The following is a 23,009-nucleotide window of genomic DNA, read 5'->3' as shown; positions in this document are numbered from 1 at the left end:
TAAACTATGAAAAATCTTGATAAATTATTTAAGCCAAAAACAATTGCCGTGGTCGGAGCGAGCGACTCAAAGGGGAGCGTCGGCAAAGCCCTAATGGACAATTTAGTTGACGGCGGATACAAAGGAAAAATATTTCCGATAAGCATAAAAAGAAAAAAAATAAAAAATATCAAAGCCCGCAAATCAATCAAAGATATTCCGGAAAAGGTTGATTTGGCCATAATCGCCACGCCCGCCGGCACCGTTTTGGAAATAATTAAAGATTGCGGACGGGCCGGAGTTGGAAGCGCGATAATAATTTCTTCGGGCTTTTCTGAAACTGGCAGAAAGGGCGCTGCCATGAGCGAGAGAATATTGGAGACGGCGAGAAAATTTAATATAAAAATACTCGGCCCAAATTGTTTGGGTTTTATAATACCCTCGATAAATTTAAATGCGAGTTTTGCGAGCCAAACGGCTTTGCCCGGCCGCATTGCTTTTATCTCCCAAAGCGGCGCTTTGTGCACCTCTATCCTGGATTGGTCAATTAAGAATAATGTGGGTTTTAGTTGTTTTGTTTCAATAGGCGAGATGCTGGATATCGGCCTCCACGATTTGATTGATTATTTTGGCCGAGATCCGAACACTTCCAGCATTCTTATCTATATGGAATCCTTAAAAGAGGCAAAAAAATTTATCAGCGCCGCTAGGGCCTTTTCAATGACAAAGCCCATCGTGGTTTTGAAAGTTGGCCGCAGTCAGGAAGGAGCGTTGGCGGCCAAATCCCATACCGGAAGTATAACGGGCAATGATGAAGTTTTCAGCGCCGCCTTTGAAAGATCCGGGATTGTCAGGGTGGAGACGGTTGACGGCCTGTTCTATACAGCCAAACTCTTGGCCATGCAAAATAGGCCGGAAAACAATAGGTTGGCGGTCATAACCAATGCGGGCGGTCCCGGCGTCATAGCAGCCGACGCTATTGCGCACTCTTCCGCAAGGCTGGCGAGCTTGGAGAAAAAAACGGTTAAAAAATTGAATAATATTTTGCCTCCGGCTTGGAGCAAGAGAAACCCCGTAGACCTTTTGGGAGACGCCGACCATTTGCGATACAGAGACGCCGTCAAAATTTGCCTGGAAGACAAAAATGTTGATGGAGCATTGGCCATCTTAACTCCCCAGGCCATGACCGATCCGGACGCTATCGCAAAAGAATTGGTAAATATTTCAAAAAATACGAAAAAAATTTTAATAGCAAGCTGGATGGGGGGAGACAGCGTAGCCAAGGGAATAAAAAGATTGGAAACCGGGAATGTTCCGGCATATCTCTCTCCGGAAGACGCAGTCAGTTCGTTCGCGTCGGTATTCGGCTATTCGGAAAATCAAAATATTTTGTCCGAAACCCCCTCAACAATCCCCCATGCTTTTTCTCCCAAAACTAAGAAGAGCAGGGAGTTGATTGATTCCATAACAAGGGATGACAGGGACAGTTTAACGGAAGCGGAAGCAAAGGAACTATTGGCTAATTATAAAATTCCTGTAGCGGAAAACGGTATCGCCAAAACTTCGCGGGAAGCCGTAAAAATGGCTTTTAATCTCGGTTTCCCGGTAGCAATGAAAATCCTTTCGCCCGACATAACCCACAAAACAGATGTTGGAGGGGTAAAGCTCAATGTGAGTTCAAAAAAAGAAGCAAACAAGGCGTTTGAAGATATAATATCTTCAGCGAAGCGCCATAATCCGCAGGCCGATATTCACGGCGTATTTATTGAAAAGATGATAAATAAAAAATATGAGCTTATTTTAGGCTGCAAGAAAGACCCGATATTTGGTCCGGCTTTGGTTTTTGGCATGGGCGGTCTGGCTGTTGAAATTTTTAAAGATATCCGGGTCGGATTGCCGCCGCTTAACATGTCTTTATCAATGAGAATGATAGCTAATACAAAAATTTATAAAATGTTGAAGGGTTTTAGGAATATGCCGGGAGTTGATTTGCAGTCAATTCAATTTTTACTTTATAAATTTTCTTATTTGATAGTTGATTTTCCCGAAATAAAAGAATTTGACATAAATCCTTTTGCGGTTGATGAGCATGGGGGAATAGTGCTTGACGCCAAAGTCATATTGGACAAAAAAATAATAAAAGAGGGGAGCAAACCATATTCTCATCTGGCGATATCGCCCTATCCGAGGGAGTATGTCATAAAATATAAGTTAAAAAACGGGCAAAATATTAAAATCAGGCCGATCCGGCCGGAGGACGAGCCAATTTGGGTAGAGATGTTTAATAATTTTTCCAAAAAAACATTAAGGCAAAGATTTTTAGGCCAAACAGGGAAAGCTTCTTCTTACATGAGGCAAAGATGCAAGAATGTTGATTACGGCCGGGAAGTGGTTCTCGTAGCCAGGATAAAAAACAAAAAAAGCTTTACGGGGTCGATTGAGGCGAAAATGATCGGAGTTGTGGAACTAGTCAGCAACCCACTTGGCAAAGGAGCGGAATTTACAATCGCGATCGCGGATCGTTGGCAAAATTTGGGGCTGGAAGATAAATTCACAGATTATATTTTAGAGATAGCCGGAAAAAGAAAAATAAAAAATATATATGCGAAGTTTTTAAAAGATAATAAGGTCATGCTCCATATTTTCAAGAAAAAGGGGTTTAACATATTTGACGAGGGAAAAATTTATAGAGCTGAATTTTTTACAAAATGATTAAACGTTTGTTTGGCGGACAAATAAATAATATAACTGTCGCGGCCGGCTTAGTCGGGGCTTCGTCCCTGGTCAGCCGTTTTTTGGGTGTTTTTCGCGACCGGATTTTGGCCGGTCAATTCGGCGCCGGCGAAACTTTGGACGTTTATTACGCCGCCTTTCGGATCCCGGATTTAATTTTTAATTTATTGGTTTTGGGCGCTTTGTCCGCCGGGTTTATTCCTATTTTCGTCGGCCTTCTCAAGAATCCGTTGGAGAAAATTGTTGGTTTTTTCCCGGGCAAGGAAAATAAGAAAGCCTGGGAACTGGCCAGCAATGTTTTGAATATTTTAATCTTGGGCCTCTTGGCCCTTTGCGGCCTGGGAGTTATTTTTGCCCCCCACCTTACCAGAGTAATCGCCCCGGGTTTTTCCGCGGAAAAGCAAGCTTTAACCGCCAGTTTGACCCAAATAATGTTTTTGTCTCCTTTATTTTTGGGGATCTCTTCGGTCTTGGGCGGAATTTTGCAATCATTCAAAAGATTTTTCGTTTATTCCCTGGCGCCGATAATGTACAACTTCGGGATTATCATCGGCGCTTTGTATTTTGTGCCGGTTTGGGGAATCTACGGCCTGGCCTGGGGCGTAGTTTTGGGCGCTTTGCTCCATATGCTGATTCAGTTGCCGACCGCAGTCGCCCTAGGTTTCAGGCATAGTTTGAAGATTGACTTTAAAAATAAGGATTTGAGGAAAATCGGGGTTATGATGGCGCCGAGGACAATGAGTTTGGCTATTTCCCAGATAAACTTGGTCGTGATTACAATTATCGCTTCCACTTTGGTCGTCGGCTCTTTGACAATTTTTAATTTAGCCAATAATTTGCAATCTTTCCCAATCGGTATTTTCGGCATTTCTTTCGCCATTGCCGCTTTTCCCTCTCTTTCCGCCGCGGCTTTTTCCAAAAAAGACCTAGTGGAGAGTTTTTCTTCCACCTTGCGCCAGATTTTATTTTTTATCGTTCCGTCCACGGTTCTTTTGATTACCTTGCGGGCCCAAATTATCCGCGTTATTTTGGGCACCGGCCTTTTTGACTGGGAAGACACGGTTTTAACCATGAATACTTTGGGTTTTTTCTCGCTGTCCCTTTTCGCTCAAGCCTCCCTGCCGCTTTTGGTGCGGGTGTTTTACGCCCGGCATGATTCAAAAACTCCCTTTTTTATCGGTTTGTTTTCCGCTGTTATAAATGTGGCCCTGTCTTTGTGGCTGGCCAGGAGATTGGGAGTAGAAGGTTTGGCCTTGGCTTTTTCCCTGGCTTCCATACTTAATTTTGTTCTTCTTTGGCTGGCTCTGCGGTTCTCTCTTGGCAATATGGATGAGATGAAAATTTTGGTGGCGGTGATAAAGTTTTCCGCCGCGGCTTTGGCTTGCGGCATTACGGTCCAGGGCATGAAAATGTTGGTCGGGTTCTTTGTTGATATGGCCAAATTTTGGGGAGTTTTAACTCAGGGTGCGGTTGCTGGCATAGCCGGCATATTTATTTATGCCGCCGTCTGCTCGCTACTTCGTAGTGAAGAGTTTATGGCTATCTGGACGCCGATTAAATGCAAGCTTTGCCGCCAGCCCTTAAAGAAAGTGACGACCGAGGATCAGGGGGAAGCGCGGGGAATTTAGGAATTAAGAATTAAGAATTAAGAATGATTAAATGATTATAAGTGGGATTCTTAAGATTTTTAGGATTCTTAGGATTCTTGGGATAAGGGGTTTAGCTCCGAAGCTTCGGGGCTAAACCCCTTTTATAACTCCCTTTTTGTCCTTGACTTATTTTTAATATAATGATAATTTTATTTGATGTTCTTTTCGAAGTTGCCCGTTGGTTATCACCATTTAATAAAAAGGAGAAAGACAGTGGAAACTGTAAAGGTAACTGTGTTTGGCGCGGCCGGCAGAATGGGAAGCCAAATTGTTAAGGCGGTCAATGCCACTGGCGGAATTGAGCTGGCCGGAGCAGTTGAAAGGGCAGAAAAGCTGACGGATTTTCCGATTCCGGGAACGAAGATTTTTTTTACTCCCCGGGATTCTGACGACCTGCCCTCGGTTATTGCTTCGTCTGACGTTGTCATTGACGTAAGTGGTAAGGAATCGTTTATGGCCAACGCCGCCCTGGTCGTCGGCCAGGAGAAGCCGATGGTAATCGGTTCAACCAGCCTGAATGAACAGGATATGTCCTATCTTCGGCAGGTTGCCGAATGCGTGCCCTGCGTCTTGGCGCCGAATTTCAGCCTCGGGGTAAACCTTCTTTTTTGGTTGACCGAAAGAGCCGCATCCATTCTGGGCGAAGGTTTTGACCCTGAAATTATGGAGATTCATCATCGGCGCAAAAAGGATTCTCCCAGTGGCACCGCTAAGAGGCTAGCGGAGATTATCGCCGAGGTCAGAGGCTGGGATCCGGAAGAAGTTTTTCGTCATGGTCGTCAAGGAATGATCGGCGAGCGGCCGGATAAAGAAATTGGTGTTCACTCTTTGCGGGCCGGGGATGTTGTCGGCGACCATACGGTATTTTTTGCCGGAGCCGGTGAGCGGCTTGAATTTACCAGCCGTGTCGGTTCCCGCGACGCTTTTGCCCAAGGCGCAATTCGGGCGGCCCTGTGGATCGTAGGGCAGATATCCGGTCTTTACGACATGCAGGATGTTCTGGGCCTGCGGTGAATTGATAGGATCTTTGGGATTCTTGAGATTCTTAGGACTTTTAGGATGAGGGCGGACAGAGATGTTCGCCTTTTTTTATTTAGTGTTTAGGGGTTCGACCCCCAGTTTGGGGGTCGAACCCCTTTGTTTATCTATTTGACCAAAAGGAGAAAAAAAGATAAGATAAAATCAGTAGAAAGTAAAAAGTTATAAAGTTATAAAGCAAGAAAAATTGCTTTTGTTTTTTATGAACAATATTCGTAATTTTTGTATAATAGCGCATATTGACCACGGTAAATCAACCTTGGCCGATAGGATGCTGGAAATTACCGGAACGGTTGAAAAAAGGAAAATGAAAGAGCAGTTGTTGGACAGGATGGATATAGAAAGGGAAAGAGGAATAACAATCAAACTACAACCCGTGACGATGAATTATGAAGTAATCACCGCCAAGGCGGGACAGGAAAGTAAGAAGTCAGAGGAGAAAGAGGTTTATATTTTAAATCTGATTGATACCCCAGGGCATGTTGATTTTTCTTATGAGGTTTCCCGGTCTTTGGCCGCGGTGGAGGGAGCGGTTTTACTTGTAGACGCGACTCAAGGTATTCAGGCCCAGACCCTGGCCAATCTTTTTTTGGCTATAGAACAAAATTTGGTTATTATTCCGGTGGTTAATAAAATAGATTTGCCGGCGGCGGATGTAGCCAAAACAAAAGAAGAAATTATAAAATTAATCGGTTGCCCGGAGGAAGAAATAATTTTATCTTCCGGTAAAACCGGTCAGGGGGTGGAAGAAATATTAGAAGCGGTGGTTAGCCGCGTGCCGGCGCCGGAGACGCATAATCATGCGTCTCTACGAGCCTTGATTTTTGATTCCAATTATGATGAATACCGGGGAGTGGTCGCGCATGTCCGGGTTATGGACGGAGAAATAAAAAAAGGAGATAAAATTTTTTTAATAGCGACAGGAGCAAAAAGCGAAGCTTTGGATGTTGGCATTTTTAAACCGGAATATAAATCTACGGGCAGTTTGAAAGCCGGAGAAATCGGCTATATTATAACCGGTTTTAAAAATGTCAGCGAATGCCGGGTGGGAGATACCGTGACGATTTCAGATTTAAGATTTAAGAATGAAGAATTAAAACCTCTGCATGGGTATAAAGAAGTAAAGCCGATGGTTTTTGCCGGAGTTTTCCCTCGTGAAGGCAGCGATTTTCAGGATTTGCGGGAAGCCATGGAAAAATTAAAATTAAACGACGCCGCCTTGGCCTATGAGCCGGAACGCTCCGAAGCTCTGGGCTTTGGTTTTCGCTGCGGATTTTTGGGCCTTCTGCACTTAGAGATTTTTCAGGAAAGGTTGCGGCGGGAATATAATTTATCTTTAATTGTAACTTTGCCGAGCGTAGCCTATAAGGTCCAAAAAACGAACGGCGAAGAAATAATTATCCGCACCCCGCAGAGATTGCCGGACCAGGCGGAAATAAAGGAGGTGGAAGAACCTTGGGTATTTTTGGACGTTGTTGCCCCGAAAGATTATATGGGCGCGGTCATGAAATTGGTCCAAAGCAAAAGAGGAATTTATAAGAATACGGAATATTTGGAAAAAGACACGGTTATTCTTCATTACGAAATACCGATGGCCGCAATTTTGACAGATTTTTATGATAAAATAAAAAGTATCAGCTCCGGATACGCTTCTATCAACTATGATTATTTGGATTATCGTTCGGCCGATGTGGTAAAGTTGGATATTTTAGTGGCCGAAGAGCCGGTGGAGGCTCTATCAATGATTGTTTATCGCGATGAAGCTTTTCGGGAAGGCAAGAAGATTGTGGAAACCTTAAAAGAATCTTTGCCCAAACAGATGTTTGTTTTGAAATTGCAGGCCTCAATCGGCGGAAAAGTTATTGCCGCGGAAAGATTATCGGCTATGCGCAAAGATGTTACAGCCAAACTTTACGGCGGAGACGTGAGCCGAAAAAGGAAGTTATTGGAAAAGCAGAAAAAGGGAAAAAAGAAAATGATGGCGGCCGGCAAGGGAAGCGTGGAAATTCCGCCGGAAGCGTTTGTGAAGATTTTAAAAAGATAAAAGACACGAAGAGAACGAAAAAATACGAAAAAAACGAATGATGTCTTCATAATTTAATAAATGATAAAATATGTATCAAGGAGGGGAAATAATATATAAGGAGTTAAGTTATAAGGTTCAGGGTATATTAATAGAGGCCAGAAAAATATATGGCCCAGGGCATAAAGAGAAAGTCTACTGTAATATTATTGAGGAATTGCTGCAAAAGTATGGGATTAAATATAAGAGAGAAGTCAGCATCAACATTTATTCGCCATTAACAGGCAGAATCATCGGAGCTTATAAGCCGGATTTTATTATTGAGAATAAGATAATTTTAGAAGTAAAAGCAGTTGATATAATTCCAAGGAATTTTGTGGACCAGATATATAGTTATTTAAAAGTAAGTGATTTTGAGCTCGGAATTTTTGTTAATTTCAGAAGCCCAAAATTATACATTAAAAGAGTAGTTCTTACTAATGATCATAAACACATAGGAATAACCGGTAAGCGCAGAGAGGATGAGTAAGCGAATTCGTCCTTTCGTGTTTATTCGTTAATTTCGTGTATAACATATGAAACAACGCAAAATAATAAAAATTGTTTGGATGATTATATCGGTGATGATAATTCTTTCCATGGTAATCTGGACGGTCGGCCTAGCCTTGATGTAATTTAAATATATGGAAAAAATTTGGCAAGTGGTGCCGAAAATTAAAGATGAATTCATAAGTAAATACCCTGGCTATAATCGGGTTGTTTTGCAATTGCTTTTTAACCGCGGCCTAAAAGAAAAGGAAGCGATTGAAAATTTTTTAGATTCTGATTTTTCCAAAATTTCCGATCCATTTTTATTTAAAGACATGGAGGCGGCTGTTGAATTGATAATTAAACATATTAGAGAACAAAATAAAATTTTGGTTTATGGGGACTACGACGCAGACGGAGTTACTTCTTCCGCTCTTTTGGCGGAAGTTTTGAAAATCCTCAAAGCGCAAGCGGAGGTTTATATACCGGATCGGGTGAGCGAGGGGTACGGGCTTAACAGGAAAGCGATTGATGAGTTTATAAAGGGTAACATCAAGCTTATTATTACCGTGGACGGAGGCATCCGCGACAAAGAAGAAGTCGGGTATATTAAGAAAAAAGGGCTGGACATTATTATTACCGACCACCATGCCGCTCCGGAAAAAGAGAATTTACCGGATTGCCTCATAATTAATCCTAATGTCAGGGATGAAAGATATCCATCTAAAGATTTGGCCGGCGTGGGCGTGGCCTATAAATTGGTTTCCGCCATAATAGCCAAGTCCAAACTGCCGGAGGAGAAAAAAACAAAACTCAAAGAACGGACTCTTGACCTAGTGGCAATCGGCACAGTCGCGGATTGCGTAAATCTTTTGGGCGAAAATAGAATATTGGTAAAAGAGGGGCTTAAAGTTCTGAATAAAACTTCAAGATTGGGTTTGCGAAAATTAATAGAAGCGGCCCAAATTAGGGGGAATCTTGAATCTTGGAATATAGGATTTCAACTTGGTCCCCGGCTTAATGCCGCCGGGCGCATGGAACATGCCAATACCGCTTTTGGCTTGCTGGTTACCAAGGATAAGAAAGAGGCGGAAGACCTAGCAATAAAACTTAGCAAAAAAAATATTGACCGCCAAAGAATTACCGAAGAAATAATGGAAGAAATAGAGAAGCAAATTATTGCGGAAAATAAACAGGAGGATTATATTATTATTGGCGTCTGCCCTTTGCGGGAGAAGGAGCAAGAAGCCTGGAACGAAGGCGTGATCGGCTTGGTTGCCGGCAAGCTTTGCGAAAAATATTACCGTCCGGTTTTAGTAATTACCGAAGTCGGAGACGGGTACAAAGGTTCGGGCCGAAGCATTGAAGAATTTAATATTGTGGCCGCCTTGGAGGAGGCTAAAAAATTTTTGGAGAAATACGGCGGACATCCGGCTGCTTGCGGTTTTTCTCTGCTTTCTGCTAATTTGGATAATTTTATCGCTAAGATGCGGAAAGCGGCCAAGAGAGAATTGTCGCAAACAAATCTTCAGCCAAAATTAAAGATAGAAGCGGAGCTTAATTTGAACGAAATAGATGAGAAATTATTTGGAGGCATAGAAAAATTTTTGCCTTTTGGACAGGGCAATCCCCAGCCAAAATTTTTCACCAAGGGCGTTCAAATCAAAGATATTATGAATATGGGCGCAGACGGCCAGCATGTGAAATTTCGGTTCAACGGTTTTTGGGCGGTTGCTTTTGGCCGGAGCGAAGAATGGAAAGATTTTAAAATTGGTGATATGGTTGATATGGTTTATTATATAGAAAAGAATAATTTTAACTGCCGGAGCGAGGTGCAGTTGAAGTTGGTGGACGTAAAATCGCATAACGCATAACGCATAACGCATAACGCATAACGCATAACGATTATGTCTTATAAGAAATTAATAATCTACACGGATGGTGGGGCGAGAGGGAACCCGGGTCCGGGCGGAATTGGGGGAGTGATTTATGACGGGAATAAAAAAAAGCTGGCGGAAATTTCGGAACATATTGGCCACGCTACCAATAACCAGGCCGAATACAAAGCGGTAATTGCGACCATGAAAAAAGCCAAGGAATTAGGCGGGGAGGAGTTGGATTTTTATTTAGACAGCGAATTAGTGGTTAAACAGCTAAAAAGAGAATATAAGGTTAAGAATCCGGAATTAGCCCCTTTGTTTTTACAGATTTATAATTTGGAAATCGGTTTTAAAAAAGTAAGTTTTAATCATGTGCCTCGGGAAAGAAATAAAGAAGCGGACGTTTTGGCGAATAAGGCGATGGACAGGGGAGTCTGAGATTTAAGATTTATGATTTAAGAATTAAGAATGAATTAGGTATTTAGGTAATTAGGGATTAAGATTCAATTTAAATTCCCGGCCAGCTCCCCTAGCGGGGCAGGCTGTTTGAATCCCATGCAAAAAGGAAGAGGTGAAAAAAGAAAATAACTTTGGGCGTATAACTCAGCGGTAGAGTGCTGCGTTCACACCTGCCCGCTTTGCTTCGCTTAAATTATTTAAAATATTAATAAAAGGGTCTGTAGCTCAGCTGGTTAGAGCGTACGGTTCACATCCGTAAGGTCGGAGGTTCAAGTCCCCCCAGACCCACAGAAAAATGCAAAGCGAAGCAGGCGGGTCGTAGAAGTCTCTGGTTCGAATCCAGATACGCCCACTATTCATTTTTAGAACGCCACTCCCGTCCCGCCCGCTGGCGGGATTCACATTGTGGAGGTCAGAGGTTCTGGCCCTCTCAAGTCCACACAAAAAACACGCTTATACCGGCGTGTTTTTTATTTTTTATTTTTAATTTTCTATCTTAACCCATATTTGTCAATATTTTGGTCAGCTAGGGTTTGAATATAATTAATTTGCTCTTTACCTTTTTGATCTTTAAATAAATGTTTAAATCTGCCCTGGAGTTTTAAATACTCTTCTGCCTTTATCCGCGGCTGTGGGATTTTGGAAACATTTATTAGTTGTCCATTTTCATATTCCAAGAGAGGGTACAACCCGGTTTGGGCAGCCAGTTTTCCCATTTTTATGGTCTGGCTTGGTTCTATATTCCAACCAGGCACGCAGGGAGTTAAAATCTGAATATAGGCAGGACCTTTTATACTTAAGGCTTTTTTTACTTTGCGGGCAATATCTTCGGGAAACCCGGAAGTGGATTGGGCAACATAAGGCAGGCCATGCGCCAAAGCGATTGCTATCATATCTTTTTTTCTCTGGTGCGAACCAATGGCGTCAATGGTTGGGCCGGTTCCGGCTGGCGTCGTGGTCGTGCTGGCGGCCCAAGGCGTAGCGCCCGAGGCCTGGACGCCGGTATTAGAGTAAGCTTCGGTGTCGTAGCAGATATACAAAATATTTTCGCCTCTTTCCCACATGCCGGAAATTAAGCCGATGCCTATATCAAAGGTGCCGCCGTCGCCGGCTTGGGCAACGACCTTTGTTTTTTTATCGCCTTTCTGTTTTAGAGCCGCCAAAATTCCGGAAGCAACCGCCGAGGCGTTTTCAAAAAGAGAATGAATCCAGGGCATGCCCCAGGCGCTTTCCGGGTAAGGCGTGGTTGTAACTTCTAGGCAGCCAGTGGCGTTAGTAATAATGACATTGGGTCCCAGAGTTTCAGCTACAGTCCGGGCGGCGATCATCTGCCCGCAGCCGGCGCAGGCCCGGTGGCCGGGGGACAGGGGCCTTGCGCTTGCCTTGATATTTAATTTTTGACTGGAATTTATTTTTTTTATCATATCTATTTAAAGATTTAAGATTTATGAATTAAGATTTAAGAAGGACTTTGAAGAAGTTATTAAACCCTGCAGTAGTCTGTGGGCATCATTAGCTATTTTTGCTGAAATAGTAAAATCCTCTTTATTTATATAGCCGATATCTTTTGCTATTAATAACTGGTTTTTTAATTCCGTCAGAGAGCCTTGGGACAAGTAATAAAATTGAATTTTTTCTTTATACCCTTGCCTGCCAAAACCTTCAGCAATATTTGAGGTAACAGATACCGCTGCTCTTCTCATTTGGTTTGTCAGGCCATATATCTCATCTTTTGGGAAATTTTTTGTAATCTTGTAAATATGAATTGCTAATTCGTGACCGTTTTTCCAGGCGACTAAATCTGTAAACGATTTAATTTTTCCTTCATTCATAAATCTTAAATCCTAATTCTTAAATCTAATAAAAATTAACTCGCTGGGACTGTTTTTTCAATATTTTTTAAATCCCCGACTTTTATTTTATCAAGTTGCCCGACAAATTTAGAGGCGTCAAGAATTTCCACCAAAATTGGTTTGCCGGAAGAGGAAAGGTGAATTATAAAATTACCGAATTCCCGGGTGTGGTCAATTTTGCCTCCCGTTATTTCCCAGCTTATTAAATTGGTTTCATGGTCGTAGTACATAGTGTAATGCTAATCTACGAATAAATTCAAATCTACGAATACGAATTACGCGAATAATTACTATTAGTAATTCGCTGATTGACATTTATTTGTAGATTAGAATCATTGTTTCATTGGGTAAAACGTAATAATCCTTATCATCTCATCTTCTTTTTTATAAACCACCTTAATCCTATTCTTTTGCGCGGTTAAATACTTTCCTTTTTTTTCGGCTTTATCGGGCAGTTTCAAAGTTTCTTCTATTTGTTCGCGGGTAAAATAGACTTTATGCTTATTTAGAATATCAAATTTTTTTTCCGCGTATTTAGTAAAGTAAAGCATACTTATTGTATTTATTTAACGAGCACATCCCAATGGGCGTCGCCGTAATCCTCAAACGCATAAATAGCGCCGCTTGGCGATTCCCATTGTTCAGCCCCATCACTTCTCGTCCCAATTTTTTTAAAGTTATCTTTTATATAATTATCAAGATTTGTTCCGGGTCTTAAATCAACTTTATATCCATTGGCGTGACTATAAGTGCCGGTAGAATGGCCTGGCTCCGTACCGCCGGTAATAAATATTTCATTAGCCGCGCAACTTGTGCAATTTACGCCCAGTCTTACTATTTCTTCCAAAGTTTTGTTGTTTATTCCCGTTAAACTGACACAATTGGTGTATGGCCCACCCGAAGGGCAAGAAGGTTTAACGCCAATATTGTTGGTTTTTAATATTTCTTCCCGCGGGGGGCAGCAGCAAAGAACATAGTTTCCTGCCGGTTTAATCCCTTTGCAATTCTCTGATTCTTTAGTCTCCCAAGTAGCGGGATTTTCCCATTTTTCTTTTTCCGCTATGTCTTTGCAAGATTCAGCCACAAATTGGTAATCTGTGTAGCCAACTCCCCATCGGCATTCTTCTAGGCGAACTTCAATCGGTATTTTTTCCACCAACTTTATTTTTAAAGGATTTAATTTAACCAAATCCGGATTTATCTGGTATAAAATCATATAAGAGCATAACATTAAAACCAATCCGGAAAGAGAAGCGCCAATCCAGGCCTTGGCTTCTTTCACCCTTTCCGGACTGCCGCCGGCCGTGAGCCAGATTACCCCGCCGAACATTAGAACTATGGCCGCTAAAATTCCCACAATGCCGATCGCGTAATTATAAATACTGCCGATATATTCTCCTATCCAAGGAACGCAGGTTTTAGTCGGATCATCGGGGCACTCTTTTGGTTCGGAAAAAACAGTAAAGAAAAAGTTGTCAGTCGGATTTGTCCATTTTGTCTGGGCTTTTACCGGCGTATAAAACAAACTGGAAAAAACAAAAGCGCCTGTTTGCAGGATTATTAAAATCAAAAAAATAATAGTAAAAATTTTTGGGAATTTTTTATTAAAAAAGTTAGTACGACGGGACATAAATATTAGTATCCTAATTTAGTTTCGCATTTATTATTATCTACTTTTACCCAACCACCTCCTTCACAAACATCAACACAGGATTGGTTAAGCGGGATAAGGGCATATTTATATTCATATGTATCTGCCGTTAATTTTTTTTCGCAACATCTAAACGGTCCAACCTTTTCTTCTTCTGTGAGTCCGCATTTTGCGTATCCGGTGTCTAAAATACATTTTCCATCTTCCCATTTACATCCGGCTGAATATTTGCAATTTTGTTCATCTGTATAATATTCGCAAGTAATGTCTTCTAATTTTAATTTCGATTTTGGCACAATTTCCGGCGCTATCTCTTTAAAACTCACCAAATCCGGATTGATAGTATTTAAAATCATGTAAGAGCATAAAACTAAAATTAAGCCGGAAATAGAGGCCCCAATCCAGGCCTTGGCTTCTTTCACCCTTTCCGGGCTGCCGCCGGCCGTGAGCCAGATTACCCCGCCAAACATTAAAACCACAGCTGCCAAAATTCCGACAATGCCGATAGCGTAATTGTAGATGGCTTGGATATATTCCCCGATGGTTTTCCCGGTAATGGTATATTTAAGTTCTTCACACTTTTCTTTAGACGTGCCGGGAGGACATTCCACTCTTTGAAATTGGCTATCCGGTATGCTTACTTGCGGGTTGAATTTTACATCATCAGCCGCTTGGATTTTTTTGGGGATAGTAAGTGGGATAATTAAGTAGACCATTTGCAGAATGAAAACGGAGAGAAAAAGTATTAAGAAGATTTTTGGTAGTTTTTTCATAGAATTATATTATTCCTGCCTTCTTTGTCATTCCCGCGAAAGCGGGAATCCAGGTTTAATCCGCAGGAATCTTGATTTGTTAAAATGGTGAAAAACAAGGTGTTCGTGCCATTAGACTCTGGATCCTCGGGTCCCCGGCCAGCTCCCCCGCCACGCTTCGCATAGCGGGGCGTGGCGCTAGCGGGGCAGGCAAGCCCGAGGATGACAGGTGGGAAAATTATTTACCGATAAATCTTATCTTATCATCATTTTTTCTAACTTCAGCTATTATTTTTTTAATCATTTCCTTTGTCACGTCCCGTCCGCCCAAACCGACAATGAAACTCTGAATTTTGCTTTTAACTTTTCCTTGGCCAGCCGCTTTTATGTCGCTGGCTAAAGGGCCGATCTGGCCCAGAGAAATGGATTTATCAATAACCGCGATATATTTGGCCGGTTTTATGATTTTTAAAATTTCCTCGGCCGGGAAAGGCCGGAAAGTTTTTACTTTTAGGACGCCGACTTTGCTATTTAAGAAAGAAGAATTATTCTCGTCCATAACTTCTTTGATAGTGCCGACAACCGAACCCATAGCCGCTAAAATTATCTTCGGATTTTTCGGGCCGTAGTATTCAAGCAAGCCGTTTTCGCATAACGCATAACGCATAACGCATAACGCGGAAGAATTTTTATCATTTGTTTCAGAAAAAATTGTTTTATATTTTTTGTATTCCTCATTGATTACCTTTAAGCTGGAAATTAGGTCATCGTGCAGGTCTTGCCGGATTTCCATATAATGGGCCGGGGTGGCAAAAGCGCCCATAGTTATCGGATTGGCTGGGTCTAAAAATTGGCCGACCCTGGGTTTATAATCGGGCAAATATTTTTTTATTTGTTTAGCTTCGGGGATAACTACCGGTTCATAGGAATGAGTTAAAATATAGCCGTCGATATTTACCATCACCGGTAGGTTTAATTTTTCCGCCACTTTGTAGGCAATAATGTGCTGGTCAACCGCTTCCTGATGATTTTCCGCGAAAAGCATAATCCAGCCGGCGTCGCGAATAGTCACGGCGTCTTGCTGGTCATTCCAGATGCTTATAGGAGCCGAAACCGCCCGGTTAGCGCAGGTTATTACCACAGGCAGGCGCATGCCAGCGATATTAAAAATAACTTCGGTCATCAGAAGCAGGCCCTGGGAAGAGGTGGCGCTATAGACTCGCGTTCCGGTGGCGCTGGCGCCAAGAATAATAGATGCGGCCGCAAATTCGCTTTCCGCCCGAACATATTCATATTTGGCCTGACCGTCAGCTTTAAACTTAGCTAGATCTTCCACAATATGGGTTTGCGGAGTAATAGGGTAAGCGGAAATGACCGCCGGGTTGATGTTTTTTATTGCCAGGGCGATGGCATGAGAACCCTCCAAAATTTGGGATTTAGATGATTGAATATTTTTTGACATACAATTTAAATATTTTGGATTCTTAGGAATTTTACGATTCTTGCGATTCTTAGGAATTTTAAATATCCCAAAGATCCTAAAAATCTCAAGAATCCCAAGAATCTCACTTCTTGTCTAATTCCATTATAATCGCTTTAACCGGGCATTCGGCGGCGCAGACACCGCAGCCCTTGCAATAATCATAATCTATTTTTGGTTTTGGTTTTCCTTCTTTATTGTTTATCATCTCGACGGCGCCTTCCGGGCAAACTCTTGAGCAAATTCCGCAACCAATACATTTATTCAAATCGATTTTCGGCTTAAATGTCCGCCAGCCGCCGGTTTTATTTTTCATGGTTGATCCCGGTTTTGCGGTTATGTTAATTTTCATACTCCTACGAATTACGAATTAATTACGAATATACGAATACTATTTTAAGAATTGTAAGCTTTGGTTACGGCTTTAACGTTTTTTTCTATTATATCCTTGCCCTTATCTTTAAATTTTTGTTTTATAGCTTTTTTAAGGCCGTCTAGGCTGACTAATTTCGTTGCTTTGGCAAAAGCCCCCAGAATTATGGTATTAACAATATTTTTGCCGATTATTTCCAAAGCGATTTTTGTGGCGTCCACAGCGTGAATATTTTTTTCCGGCAAATTTATTTTAAGCTCGTTTTTATTTTTCGTTGTGTTTACTATAACCAAAGTGTTTTCGCCGGCGCCTTTGGCGACATCAACGGTATTAAGCAAAGAGGAATCCTGGATTATTAAAACATCGGGTTCATAAACATGCTCTCTGATTCTGATCGGTTTGTCGTCAATGCGGGCAAAGGATTCAATCGGAGCGCCGGTTCTTTCCACGCCAAAAGAAGGGAAAGCCTGGGCCTGTTTCCCGTCGGCAAAAGCCGCGATGGCGATTAATTCGGCGGCGGTTACCACACCCTGCCCGCCGCGGCCATGAATTCTAATTTGTTTCATATAACACTAATTTACACGAATAAAAACTAATAAAACGAATTCCACAAATCTTTAATTTATGATTTTCATGTTAAGTGGTTAAACTCAATTATTTTATCAATTCCTCAATTATCTGGATGAATAAATCATAGGGGATGTCGCCTTCAATTTTATAGCCGTTTATAAACCAGGTCGGCGTGCCCCTTATTTCCAAAGACTGCCCATCCGCATAATCTTTTTTTATGTCGTTTAAATATTTTTCATTGCTTAAGCAATCGTTAAATTTTGTTATATTCGCTCCGATTTGATTGGCAAAATCAGGCAACTGGTTTAACTCAAATTTTCCCTGCTGGGCGTAAAGTTTGTCATGCATCAGCCAGAACAATCCCTGCTCTCCGGCGCAACGCCCGGCTAAAGCCAGGTTTACCGAATTTTCATAAATCGGATAGTCCCTGAATATTATTTTAACATCATTTTTATATCTCAAGCTGATTTCCCGGATATTAAAAAATGAATTTTGGCAAAGCGGACAATCAAAATCGGCGAATTCCACGATTGTAATTTTAGGTTTGGCCGAACCAAGCCAATAGTTGTTAGCGCCGGTTATTGTTGGGTTGATTTTGGGCGCTTGATATTGGCTTAAATCAGCCAGCATTTTATCATTTTGCCATTGGCCGCTTTTCATCCGGTTGGCCGTATCAGCAATATAAAAAATTAAAGCCACAAGGACAATCAGAAATAAAGTGAGAAAAAGTATAAGCAAAATTCCCCACCATTTTGTATACCATTTTTTTTGTCCGGTTTCCATTGCTAAAATAGTGAATTTTATCTATGATAAAGATATGGATTTATGCACTTGAGTTAGTCAGTTATCTAAGTACTAACCCAGAAGTTAATTCTATATTTCTTGAGTTATTTCCTACAAATCCACAAATCCACTACAAATTTACAAATATTAATTGAATAATGATTATAAAATTTGTAGATTTGTGAAAAGATTTGTAAATTTATGGGAGATTAAGGTAAAAATTATTACATTTATTTTGGTAATTGAATTATGTGCCCATTTAAAGGCGTAAGTCTTATAATATTATATCATTTTTCCTATGAATAAACAAAATCATAAATTGAAACATACGGAGCTGGAAAAGAAGGTGGAAGAAAAGTATAGGAAGAGAGACAGGAAAAAAAGGCTAAAAATGAAAGTGAGCGGGGCTAGTGTGCGGAATTTGCAAAGGATTATCAAAAATAAATGATGCTTGATAAGTATAAGCAAAAACGGGATTTTAAAAAAACCTCGGAACCGAAGGCCAAAGTTAAAAAAACCAATTTTTCCCGTTTTGTTGTCCAGAAACATCAAGCTCGCAACCTGCATTATGATTTCAGGCTAGAGATGGAGGGCGCGCTAAAGTCCTGGGCCGTGCCCAAGGGCGTACCAGGGAAAAAAGGAATAAAAAGATTAGCGGTTCGGGTGGAAGATCATCCGGTTGATTACATTAATTTTTTTGGTGTCATTCCCGAAGGGGAATACGGAGCGGGGATAGTGGAAATTTGGGACAAGGGAAAATGGGAATTAGTTGAAGGTAGTTTAAAAAGTGGAAGTTTTAAATTTAATTTGCTTGGCAAAAAATTAAAAGGCCAATATGTCTTAGTGCGGTTCAAGGATAAAAAGAATTGGCTGATTTATAAAACATAAAAGAATTTAGACAAATTCACAAATTTGTTTATAAATATACACAAATTACAAATAAGAAATACGGAAACACACAAAAACACACGGCCTTCGGCCTCAAAACACAAAAACATAAGTGTTTTCCGTGTTTTAGTGTTTTTGTGTCTTTGCGAAAAGAAAGAGTTTGTTTGGTATTTGTGAATTTGTATAAAATTTGTAATTCGTAACATTATGGAAATATTATCCTGGAATGTTAATGGTATAAGGGCGGTCGCGCGCAAAGGCTTTTTGAATTTTTTAAAAAAGCAAAAACCGGATATTTTATGTCTGCAGGAAATTAAAATTTCTGATATTGCCCGGCTTAAAGAAAATTTTGATTTTGGGGGTTATAAAGAGTATTGGCATCCGGCCGAGCGGCCGGGATATAGCGGCACGGCGATTTTAGTAAAAGAGGGGTTGGCGACAAAAATTTTACCTTATTTAGACTGGGATAATGAGGGCCGGGTTCAGGTTCTGGACTGCGGCTTTTTTTATTTAGTTAATGTTTATTTCCCTAATGCTAACCATGAATTATCTCGTTTGGATTTTAAATTAAAGTTTAATGATAAGCTGTTAAAATATTTAAAAAAGCTGGAAGAAAAGAAGCCCCTTATTATAACCGGTGATTTTAATGTGGCGCATGAAGAAATTGATTTGGCTAGGCCGAAAGACAATATCGGCAACCCTGGGTTTACCCATGAGGAACGAAATTGGATGACTAAATTTTTAAGCTCCGGTTTTATAGACACTTTCCGTTATTTTAATAAAAATAAAGTCCAGTATTCTTGGTGGAGTTATCGATTTAGCGCCCGGGCCAGGAATATCGGCTGGCGGATTGACTATTTTTGCGTTTCTGCTAAATTTATAAAACAGGTAAAAAGAGCGTTCATTTTCGAAAAAATTCATGGTTCTGACCATTGCCCGGTTGGAATCGAAGTAGAATAAAAATCCAAAAGGAGGGGAATATGTGCCGTCAAACGGATGAGGAAAGACCACAATCGGATTTGGAAGCAATACCTCCGGACGACAGGCCGGTAGTTGAAGAGGAAGACGAAGATGAATATCCTTATCTTGGCGGGCCCTCTTAACTTTCGGCCCGCAACCAGCAAACACAAAAACATGCCCGAAGAACGAATCTTCGGGCATTTGATTTTTAAGGAATTTTAGGATAGTATTAAGATATAATTGTAATTTGAATTATATGTACGACCATAAAAAAATAGAGGAAAAATGGCAGAAGAAATGGGATGAAGAGAGACTGTATGAAACCAAAGACGATAAAAAAAAGAAAAAATATTACATTTTGGATATGTTTCCTTATCCGTCCGGAGCCGGGCTGCACGTCGGGCACCCCAAAGGTTATATTGCCACGGACGTTTTTGCCCGGATGAAGATGATGCAAGGATATAATGTCTTGCACCCTATGGGCTGGGACGCTTTCGGCTTGCCAGCCGAGAATTACGCGATTGAAAATAAGGTTCATCCCAGAGTAGCCACAGAAAAAAATGTAAAAGTTTTTAAAAATCAGCTCTTAAAACTTGGCTTTACTTATGACTGGGGCAGAGAAATTAACACGACTGACCCCGCCTATTATAAATGGACGCAGTGGATATTTTTGCAGATGTTTAAAAAGGGCTTAGCTTATGAGTCTTATGAGCCGATAAATTGGTGTCCATCCTGCCAAACCGGACTGGCTAATGAGGATTTGGAAGACGGCAAATGCGAACGCTGCGGTTCGGAAATTGAAAGGAAGCCGATGCGGCAATGGGTTTTGAAAATTACGGATTATGCCGAGCGCCTGCTTAATGATTTAGAAAAATTGCCGGACTGGGAAGAATCAATCAAGGAAATGCAGAAGAATTGGATTGGACGATCAGAAGGAGCAGAGATAGATTTTCAAATCAAAAATAGTGATGAAGCTATTCCGGTTTTTACCACCAGAATTGATACGATTTTTTCTGGAACTTTTTTAATTCTTGCTCCAGAGCATAGGTTGGTGCAAAAAATTACCACCAATGAACAAAAAAAAGAAGTTAATGGCTACATAAAAAAAGTTGCCAGCATGTCCGATTTAGAGAGGACTGAATTAAATAAAAATAAAACAGGTGTTTTTACGGGGACTTATGTTATTAATCCGGCTACGGGAGACGAGATGCCTGTTTGGATTTCCGATTTTGTTTTAGTTGGCTATGGCACTGGCGCGGTTTTTGCCGATGCCCACGATGAGAGAGATTTTGAAATGGCCAAAATTTACAATTTGCCCCTAAAAGTTTCTATCCGTCCAAAAGATAAAGATTCTAAATTGTGGGAAAGAGTAAAGAGCTTGGGAGAATGTTTTTCCGGAGAAGGAATATTGGTTAATTCAGGAGAGTTTGACGGCTTAACCTCGGCTGAAGCGCGACCAAAGATTATAGAGTGGCTGGAAAAACAAGGCAAGGCAAAGAAAACAGTTAATTATAAACTTCGCGACTGGGTGTTTTCGCGGCAGAGATATTGGGGCGAACCGATTCCGATTATTCATTGCGACAAATGCGGAGCTGTCGCCGTTCCGGAAAAGGATTTGCCGGTAAAGTTGCCGGATGTGAAAAATTATGCGCCGACCGGAACAGGCGAATCGCCTTTGGCTAATATCAAAGACTGGGTAAGCACTAAATGCCCTAAGTGCGGCGGGCCGGGAAAACGCGAAACCAATACGATGCCGCAGTGGGCCGGCTCCTCCTGGTATTGGCTAAGATATATTGATCCGAAAAACGATAAGGCGCTGGTAGATAAGAAAAAAGAAAAATATTGGTCGCCGGTTGATTTTTACGTGGGCGGGGCCGAGCATGCCACCAGGCATTTAATCTATGCTCGTTTTTGGCATAAGTTTTTATTTGACCTCGGCGCTGTCAATTATTCTGAACCATTTACGCGCTTGCAGCATGTCGGCTTGATTTTAGCCGAGGACGGGCGGAAAATGAGCAAGCGCTGGCACAATGTAATCAATCCCGATGATATCGTGGAAAAATACGGGGCTGACTCCATGCGGGTTTATGAAATGTTTATGGGGCCGTTTTCCCAGCCTTGCGCTTGGAGCACTAACGGTTTGATCGGGGCGAGGAAGTTTTTGGAAAAAGCGATAAAGATAAAAGCTAAAATCGGAAAAGCGGAAAATGATAGGGAGTTAAGCAATCTGCTTCATAAAACCATTAAGAAAGTGGGTGATGACATAGAGGAGTTTAAATTAAATACTGCCGTCAGCGCCATGATGATTTTGGCGAACAAGATGGAAGAAGCGGAAAAAGTTGACATTATTCATTATTCATTATTCATTATTCTTTTAGCGCCGTTTGCTCCGCATTTAGCTGAAGAATTGTGGCATGAGTTGGGTAATCACCGCCAAGGCGGGACAGGTAAAGAAAGTATTTTTAAAGCCAAATGGCCGGAGTATGATAAAAAATTAGTAAAAGACGAGACCATAAATCTGGTTATACAAGTCAATGGCAAATTGCGCGATACTATCCTCGCGGCGGCTGATATTTCCGAAAAAGAAGCTAAAGAAGAAGCGATGAAAAGCGAGAAAGTGAAGAAATGGCTAGAGAGGAAAGAAATTGTTAAAACTATTTTTGTAAAAGGGAAGCTGATAAATATTGTTATTAAATAAATTGCTTTCGCCGGCTGGCGGATTATTAAACTGATTATTGGCTGGGGGGGGGGATTACTTAAAGCAGCTAAATAGTTAAATAGTTGATTAGTTTTTTAATCAGAAACCCGTTTAACTAATTAACTATTTAACTAAGCGCCTAACCTATGTTCAAATATTTTAAAGGCAGAATTTCCCACGGGTTTGTTTCCCTTTATTCCGGCCGGATGGTTTTGCGCATTACCGACGGATTGTTAGGGTTATTTTTGCCGATTTTTTTATACGAATTATTTAACCTCAATTTAAGGTTCGTAATTTATTATTATCTTATCGGCAATCTGTTGTACGGCCTGACCGTTGCTTTGGGGGCCAAGCATTTGAACAAAGTGGGCCTGCGCCGATCTTTATGGGTAAGTATAATTTGGGGGGCTGTTTTTTACTTTATATTTTATCTTCTCGACCGGAAAGTTAACTCTTCCGAATGGCTTTGGAATTACAAAGAAGTGTTTTTTTTCCTCGCTTTATCTATATTTTTTCTTACTATTCACCGTATAATGTACTGGATACCGCTCCATACCGATTTGGCTAAATTTACAAGCAAAAGCAACCGGGCGAAACAGCTCGGTTTAATGGAGGCTACGGCTATTTCTTTGGGCGCGATTACGCCTTTAATCGCCGCCTGGATTTTATTCCATTATAATTACGCCATTTTTTTTTTATTTAGGATTAAAAA

At 41.2% G+C, this 23,009-nt stretch carries 23 protein-coding genes and 1 tRNA gene; 14 read left to right on the top strand and 10 right to left on the bottom strand.

Going from position 1 to position 23,009, the window contains the following annotated elements; genetic code table 11:
* The first annotated feature begins 6 nt into the window (after positions 1-6).
* The 8 genes from PHQ42_01225 to PHQ42_01190 all read left to right on the top strand — a co-directional run bounded on the left by PHQ42_01225 (position 7) and on the right by PHQ42_01190 (position 10,577).
* The gene (locus tag PHQ42_01225; protein ID MDD5071335.1) at positions 7-2,691 is read left to right on the top strand and encodes a GNAT family N-acetyltransferase; all 2,685 of its coding nucleotides are present in this window, start codon (positions 7-9) and stop codon (positions 2,689-2,691) included.
* On the top strand, positions 2,688-4,340 hold the full coding sequence (gene murJ / locus PHQ42_01220) for a murein biosynthesis integral membrane protein MurJ (protein MDD5071334.1): 1,653 nt from the start codon (positions 2,688-2,690) through the stop codon (positions 4,338-4,340). Before PHQ42_01225 ends, murJ begins: the two co-directional genes overlap by 4 nt.
* Positions 4,341-4,517: 177 nt before the next feature.
* Positions 4,518-5,375, top strand: coding sequence for a 4-hydroxy-tetrahydrodipicolinate reductase (gene dapB / locus PHQ42_01215; GenBank protein ID MDD5071333.1), 858 nt, complete (start codon positions 4,518-4,520; stop codon positions 5,373-5,375).
* 226 nt (positions 5,376-5,601) lie between these two features.
* Positions 5,602-7,443, top strand: a complete 1,842-nt coding sequence (gene lepA, locus PHQ42_01210) for a translation elongation factor 4 (protein ID MDD5071332.1) — start codon at positions 5,602-5,604, stop codon at positions 7,441-7,443.
* Between the two features lie 70 nt (positions 7,444-7,513).
* Positions 7,514-7,951: a GxxExxY protein gene (locus PHQ42_01205; protein MDD5071331.1), complete on the top strand. Its 438-nt coding sequence runs from the start codon at positions 7,514-7,516 to the stop codon at positions 7,949-7,951.
* Between the two features lie 154 nt (positions 7,952-8,105).
* A complete protein-coding gene (gene recJ / locus PHQ42_01200) occupies positions 8,106-9,824 on the top strand; it encodes a single-stranded-DNA-specific exonuclease RecJ (protein ID MDD5071330.1) in 1,719 nt (572 codons plus the stop codon).
* 33 nt (positions 9,825-9,857) lie between these two features.
* The gene (locus PHQ42_01195; protein MDD5071329.1) at positions 9,858-10,268 is read left to right on the top strand and encodes a ribonuclease HI family protein; all 411 of its coding nucleotides are present in this window, start codon (positions 9,858-9,860) and stop codon (positions 10,266-10,268) included.
* Positions 10,269-10,503: 235 nt separating this feature from the next.
* Positions 10,504-10,577, top strand: a tRNA-Val gene (locus PHQ42_01190).
* A 203-nt stretch (positions 10,578-10,780) separates the two neighbouring features.
* On the opposite strand, the gene PHQ42_01185 is transcribed toward PHQ42_01190, so the two are convergent.
* The 10 genes from PHQ42_01185 to PHQ42_01140 all read right to left on the bottom strand — a co-directional run bounded on the left by PHQ42_01185 (position 10,781) and on the right by PHQ42_01140 (position 17,751).
* Positions 10,781-11,713, bottom strand: coding sequence for a thiamine pyrophosphate-dependent enzyme (locus PHQ42_01185; GenBank protein MDD5071328.1), 933 nt, complete (start codon positions 11,711-11,713; stop codon positions 10,781-10,783).
* Between the two features lie 21 nt (positions 11,714-11,734).
* Complete coding sequence (locus tag PHQ42_01180) at positions 11,735-12,121, bottom strand: four helix bundle protein (GenBank protein ID MDD5071327.1); 387 nt, start codon at positions 12,119-12,121, stop codon at positions 11,735-11,737.
* 35 nt (positions 12,122-12,156) lie between these two features.
* Positions 12,157-12,372, bottom strand: a complete 216-nt coding sequence (locus PHQ42_01175; protein MDD5071326.1) for a DUF2283 domain-containing protein — start codon at positions 12,370-12,372, stop codon at positions 12,157-12,159.
* Positions 12,373-12,474: 102 nt separating this feature from the next.
* Positions 12,475-12,693: a DUF4258 domain-containing protein gene (locus tag PHQ42_01170; protein ID MDD5071325.1), complete on the bottom strand. Its 219-nt coding sequence runs from the start codon at positions 12,691-12,693 to the stop codon at positions 12,475-12,477.
* A gap of 11 nt (positions 12,694-12,704) precedes the next feature.
* The gene (locus tag PHQ42_01165; protein ID MDD5071324.1) at positions 12,705-13,772 is read right to left on the bottom strand and encodes a pilin; all 1,068 of its coding nucleotides are present in this window, start codon (positions 13,770-13,772) and stop codon (positions 12,705-12,707) included.
* Between the two features lie 5 nt (positions 13,773-13,777).
* A complete protein-coding gene (locus PHQ42_01160) occupies positions 13,778-14,566 on the bottom strand; it encodes a pilin (protein ID MDD5071323.1) in 789 nt (262 codons plus the stop codon).
* Between the two features lie 217 nt (positions 14,567-14,783).
* Positions 14,784-16,007, bottom strand: a complete 1,224-nt coding sequence (porA, locus tag PHQ42_01155; protein MDD5071322.1) for a pyruvate ferredoxin oxidoreductase — start codon at positions 16,005-16,007, stop codon at positions 14,784-14,786.
* A gap of 103 nt (positions 16,008-16,110) precedes the next feature.
* Positions 16,111-16,377, bottom strand: a complete 267-nt coding sequence (locus PHQ42_01150) for a 4Fe-4S binding protein (protein ID MDD5071321.1) — start codon at positions 16,375-16,377, stop codon at positions 16,111-16,113.
* Positions 16,378-16,421: 44 nt separating this feature from the next.
* The gene (locus tag PHQ42_01145) at positions 16,422-16,964 is read right to left on the bottom strand and encodes a pyruvate ferredoxin oxidoreductase subunit gamma (protein MDD5071320.1); all 543 of its coding nucleotides are present in this window, start codon (positions 16,962-16,964) and stop codon (positions 16,422-16,424) included.
* Between the two features lie 88 nt (positions 16,965-17,052).
* The gene (locus PHQ42_01140; protein MDD5071319.1) at positions 17,053-17,751 is read right to left on the bottom strand and encodes a thioredoxin domain-containing protein; all 699 of its coding nucleotides are present in this window, start codon (positions 17,749-17,751) and stop codon (positions 17,053-17,055) included.
* A 298-nt stretch (positions 17,752-18,049) separates the two neighbouring features.
* Here PHQ42_01140 and PHQ42_01135 point away from each other — a divergent pair, with 298 nt between their 5' ends.
* The 6 genes from PHQ42_01135 to PHQ42_01110 all read left to right on the top strand — a co-directional run.
* Positions 18,050-18,199, top strand: coding sequence for a hypothetical protein (locus tag PHQ42_01135; GenBank protein MDD5071318.1), 150 nt, complete (start codon positions 18,050-18,052; stop codon positions 18,197-18,199).
* Positions 18,196-18,639 carry a DNA polymerase ligase N-terminal domain-containing protein gene (locus PHQ42_01130; protein MDD5071317.1) on the top strand — a complete coding sequence of 148 codons (444 nt, stop codon included), beginning with the start codon at positions 18,196-18,198 and terminating at the stop codon, positions 18,637-18,639. Before PHQ42_01135 ends, PHQ42_01130 begins: the two co-directional genes overlap by 4 nt.
* A gap of 207 nt (positions 18,640-18,846) precedes the next feature.
* Complete coding sequence (locus PHQ42_01125) at positions 18,847-19,599, top strand: exodeoxyribonuclease III (GenBank protein MDD5071316.1); 753 nt, start codon at positions 18,847-18,849, stop codon at positions 19,597-19,599.
* 20 nt (positions 19,600-19,619) lie between these two features.
* Positions 19,620-19,742, top strand: coding sequence for a hypothetical protein (locus PHQ42_01120; GenBank protein ID MDD5071315.1), 123 nt, complete (start codon positions 19,620-19,622; stop codon positions 19,740-19,742).
* Positions 19,743-19,855: 113 nt separating this feature from the next.
* Positions 19,856-22,297, top strand: coding sequence for a leucine--tRNA ligase (gene leuS, locus PHQ42_01115; GenBank protein MDD5071314.1), 2,442 nt, complete (start codon positions 19,856-19,858; stop codon positions 22,295-22,297).
* A 146-nt stretch (positions 22,298-22,443) separates the two neighbouring features.
* The coding region (locus PHQ42_01110; protein MDD5071313.1) for a hypothetical protein at positions 22,444-23,009 on the top strand (566 nt) is incomplete at its 3' end.

It is taken from the genome of Patescibacteria group bacterium, from assembly GCA_028711655.1.
Lineage (GTDB): Bacteria > Patescibacteriota > Patescibacteriia > Patescibacteriales > JAQTRU01 > JAQTRU01.
This window is presented reverse-complemented; position numbering and strand designations above follow the sequence as displayed.

What these genes read in the sequence shown, in the direction of transcription:
- porA (MDD5071322.1), bottom strand. Translation starts at nt 16,007, where the DNA reads ATGTCAAAAAATATTCAATCATCTAAATCCCAAATTTTGGAGGGTTCT.
- PHQ42_01130 (MDD5071317.1), top strand. Translation starts at nt 18,196, where the DNA reads ATGATGCTTGATAAGTATAAGCAAAAACGGGATTTTAAAAAAACCTCG.
- PHQ42_01135 (MDD5071318.1), top strand. Translation starts at nt 18,050, where the DNA reads ATGAATAAACAAAATCATAAATTGAAACATACGGAGCTGGAAAAGAAG.
- PHQ42_01140 (MDD5071319.1), bottom strand. Translation starts at nt 17,751, where the DNA reads ATGGAAACCGGACAAAAAAAATGGTATACAAAATGGTGGGGAATTTTG.
- PHQ42_01170 (MDD5071325.1), bottom strand. Translation starts at nt 12,693, where the DNA reads ATGCTTTACTTTACTAAATACGCGGAAAAAAAATTTGATATTCTAAAT.
- PHQ42_01175 (MDD5071326.1), bottom strand. Translation starts at nt 12,372, where the DNA reads ATGTACTACGACCATGAAACCAATTTAATAAGCTGGGAAATAACGGGA.
- recJ (MDD5071330.1), top strand. Translation starts at nt 8,106, where the DNA reads ATGGAAAAAATTTGGCAAGTGGTGCCGAAAATTAAAGATGAATTCATA.
- PHQ42_01195 (MDD5071329.1), top strand. Translation starts at nt 9,858, where the DNA reads ATGTCTTATAAGAAATTAATAATCTACACGGATGGTGGGGCGAGAGGG.
- PHQ42_01165 (MDD5071324.1), bottom strand. Translation starts at nt 13,772, where the DNA reads ATGTCCCGTCGTACTAACTTTTTTAATAAAAAATTCCCAAAAATTTTT.
- PHQ42_01145 (MDD5071320.1), bottom strand. Translation starts at nt 16,964, where the DNA reads ATGAAACAAATTAGAATTCATGGCCGCGGCGGGCAGGGTGTGGTAACC.
- PHQ42_01180 (MDD5071327.1), bottom strand. Translation starts at nt 12,121, where the DNA reads ATGAATGAAGGAAAAATTAAATCGTTTACAGATTTAGTCGCCTGGAAA.
- PHQ42_01185 (MDD5071328.1), bottom strand. Translation starts at nt 11,713, where the DNA reads ATGATAAAAAAAATAAATTCCAGTCAAAAATTAAATATCAAGGCAAGC.
- lepA (MDD5071332.1), top strand. Translation starts at nt 5,602, where the DNA reads ATGAACAATATTCGTAATTTTTGTATAATAGCGCATATTGACCACGGT.
- PHQ42_01125 (MDD5071316.1), top strand. Translation starts at nt 18,847, where the DNA reads ATGGAAATATTATCCTGGAATGTTAATGGTATAAGGGCGGTCGCGCGC.
- leuS (MDD5071314.1), top strand. Translation starts at nt 19,856, where the DNA reads ATGTACGACCATAAAAAAATAGAGGAAAAATGGCAGAAGAAATGGGAT.
- PHQ42_01150 (MDD5071321.1), bottom strand. Translation starts at nt 16,377, where the DNA reads ATGAAAATTAACATAACCGCAAAACCGGGATCAACCATGAAAAATAAA.
- murJ (MDD5071334.1), top strand. Translation starts at nt 2,688, where the DNA reads ATGATTAAACGTTTGTTTGGCGGACAAATAAATAATATAACTGTCGCG.
- PHQ42_01225 (MDD5071335.1), top strand. Translation starts at nt 7, where the DNA reads ATGAAAAATCTTGATAAATTATTTAAGCCAAAAACAATTGCCGTGGTC.
- dapB (MDD5071333.1), top strand. Translation starts at nt 4,518, where the DNA reads ATGTTCTTTTCGAAGTTGCCCGTTGGTTATCACCATTTAATAAAAAGG.
- PHQ42_01160 (MDD5071323.1), bottom strand. Translation starts at nt 14,566, where the DNA reads ATGAAAAAACTACCAAAAATCTTCTTAATACTTTTTCTCTCCGTTTTC.
- PHQ42_01120 (MDD5071315.1), top strand. Translation starts at nt 19,620, where the DNA reads ATGTGCCGTCAAACGGATGAGGAAAGACCACAATCGGATTTGGAAGCA.
- PHQ42_01205 (MDD5071331.1), top strand. Translation starts at nt 7,514, where the DNA reads ATGTATCAAGGAGGGGAAATAATATATAAGGAGTTAAGTTATAAGGTT.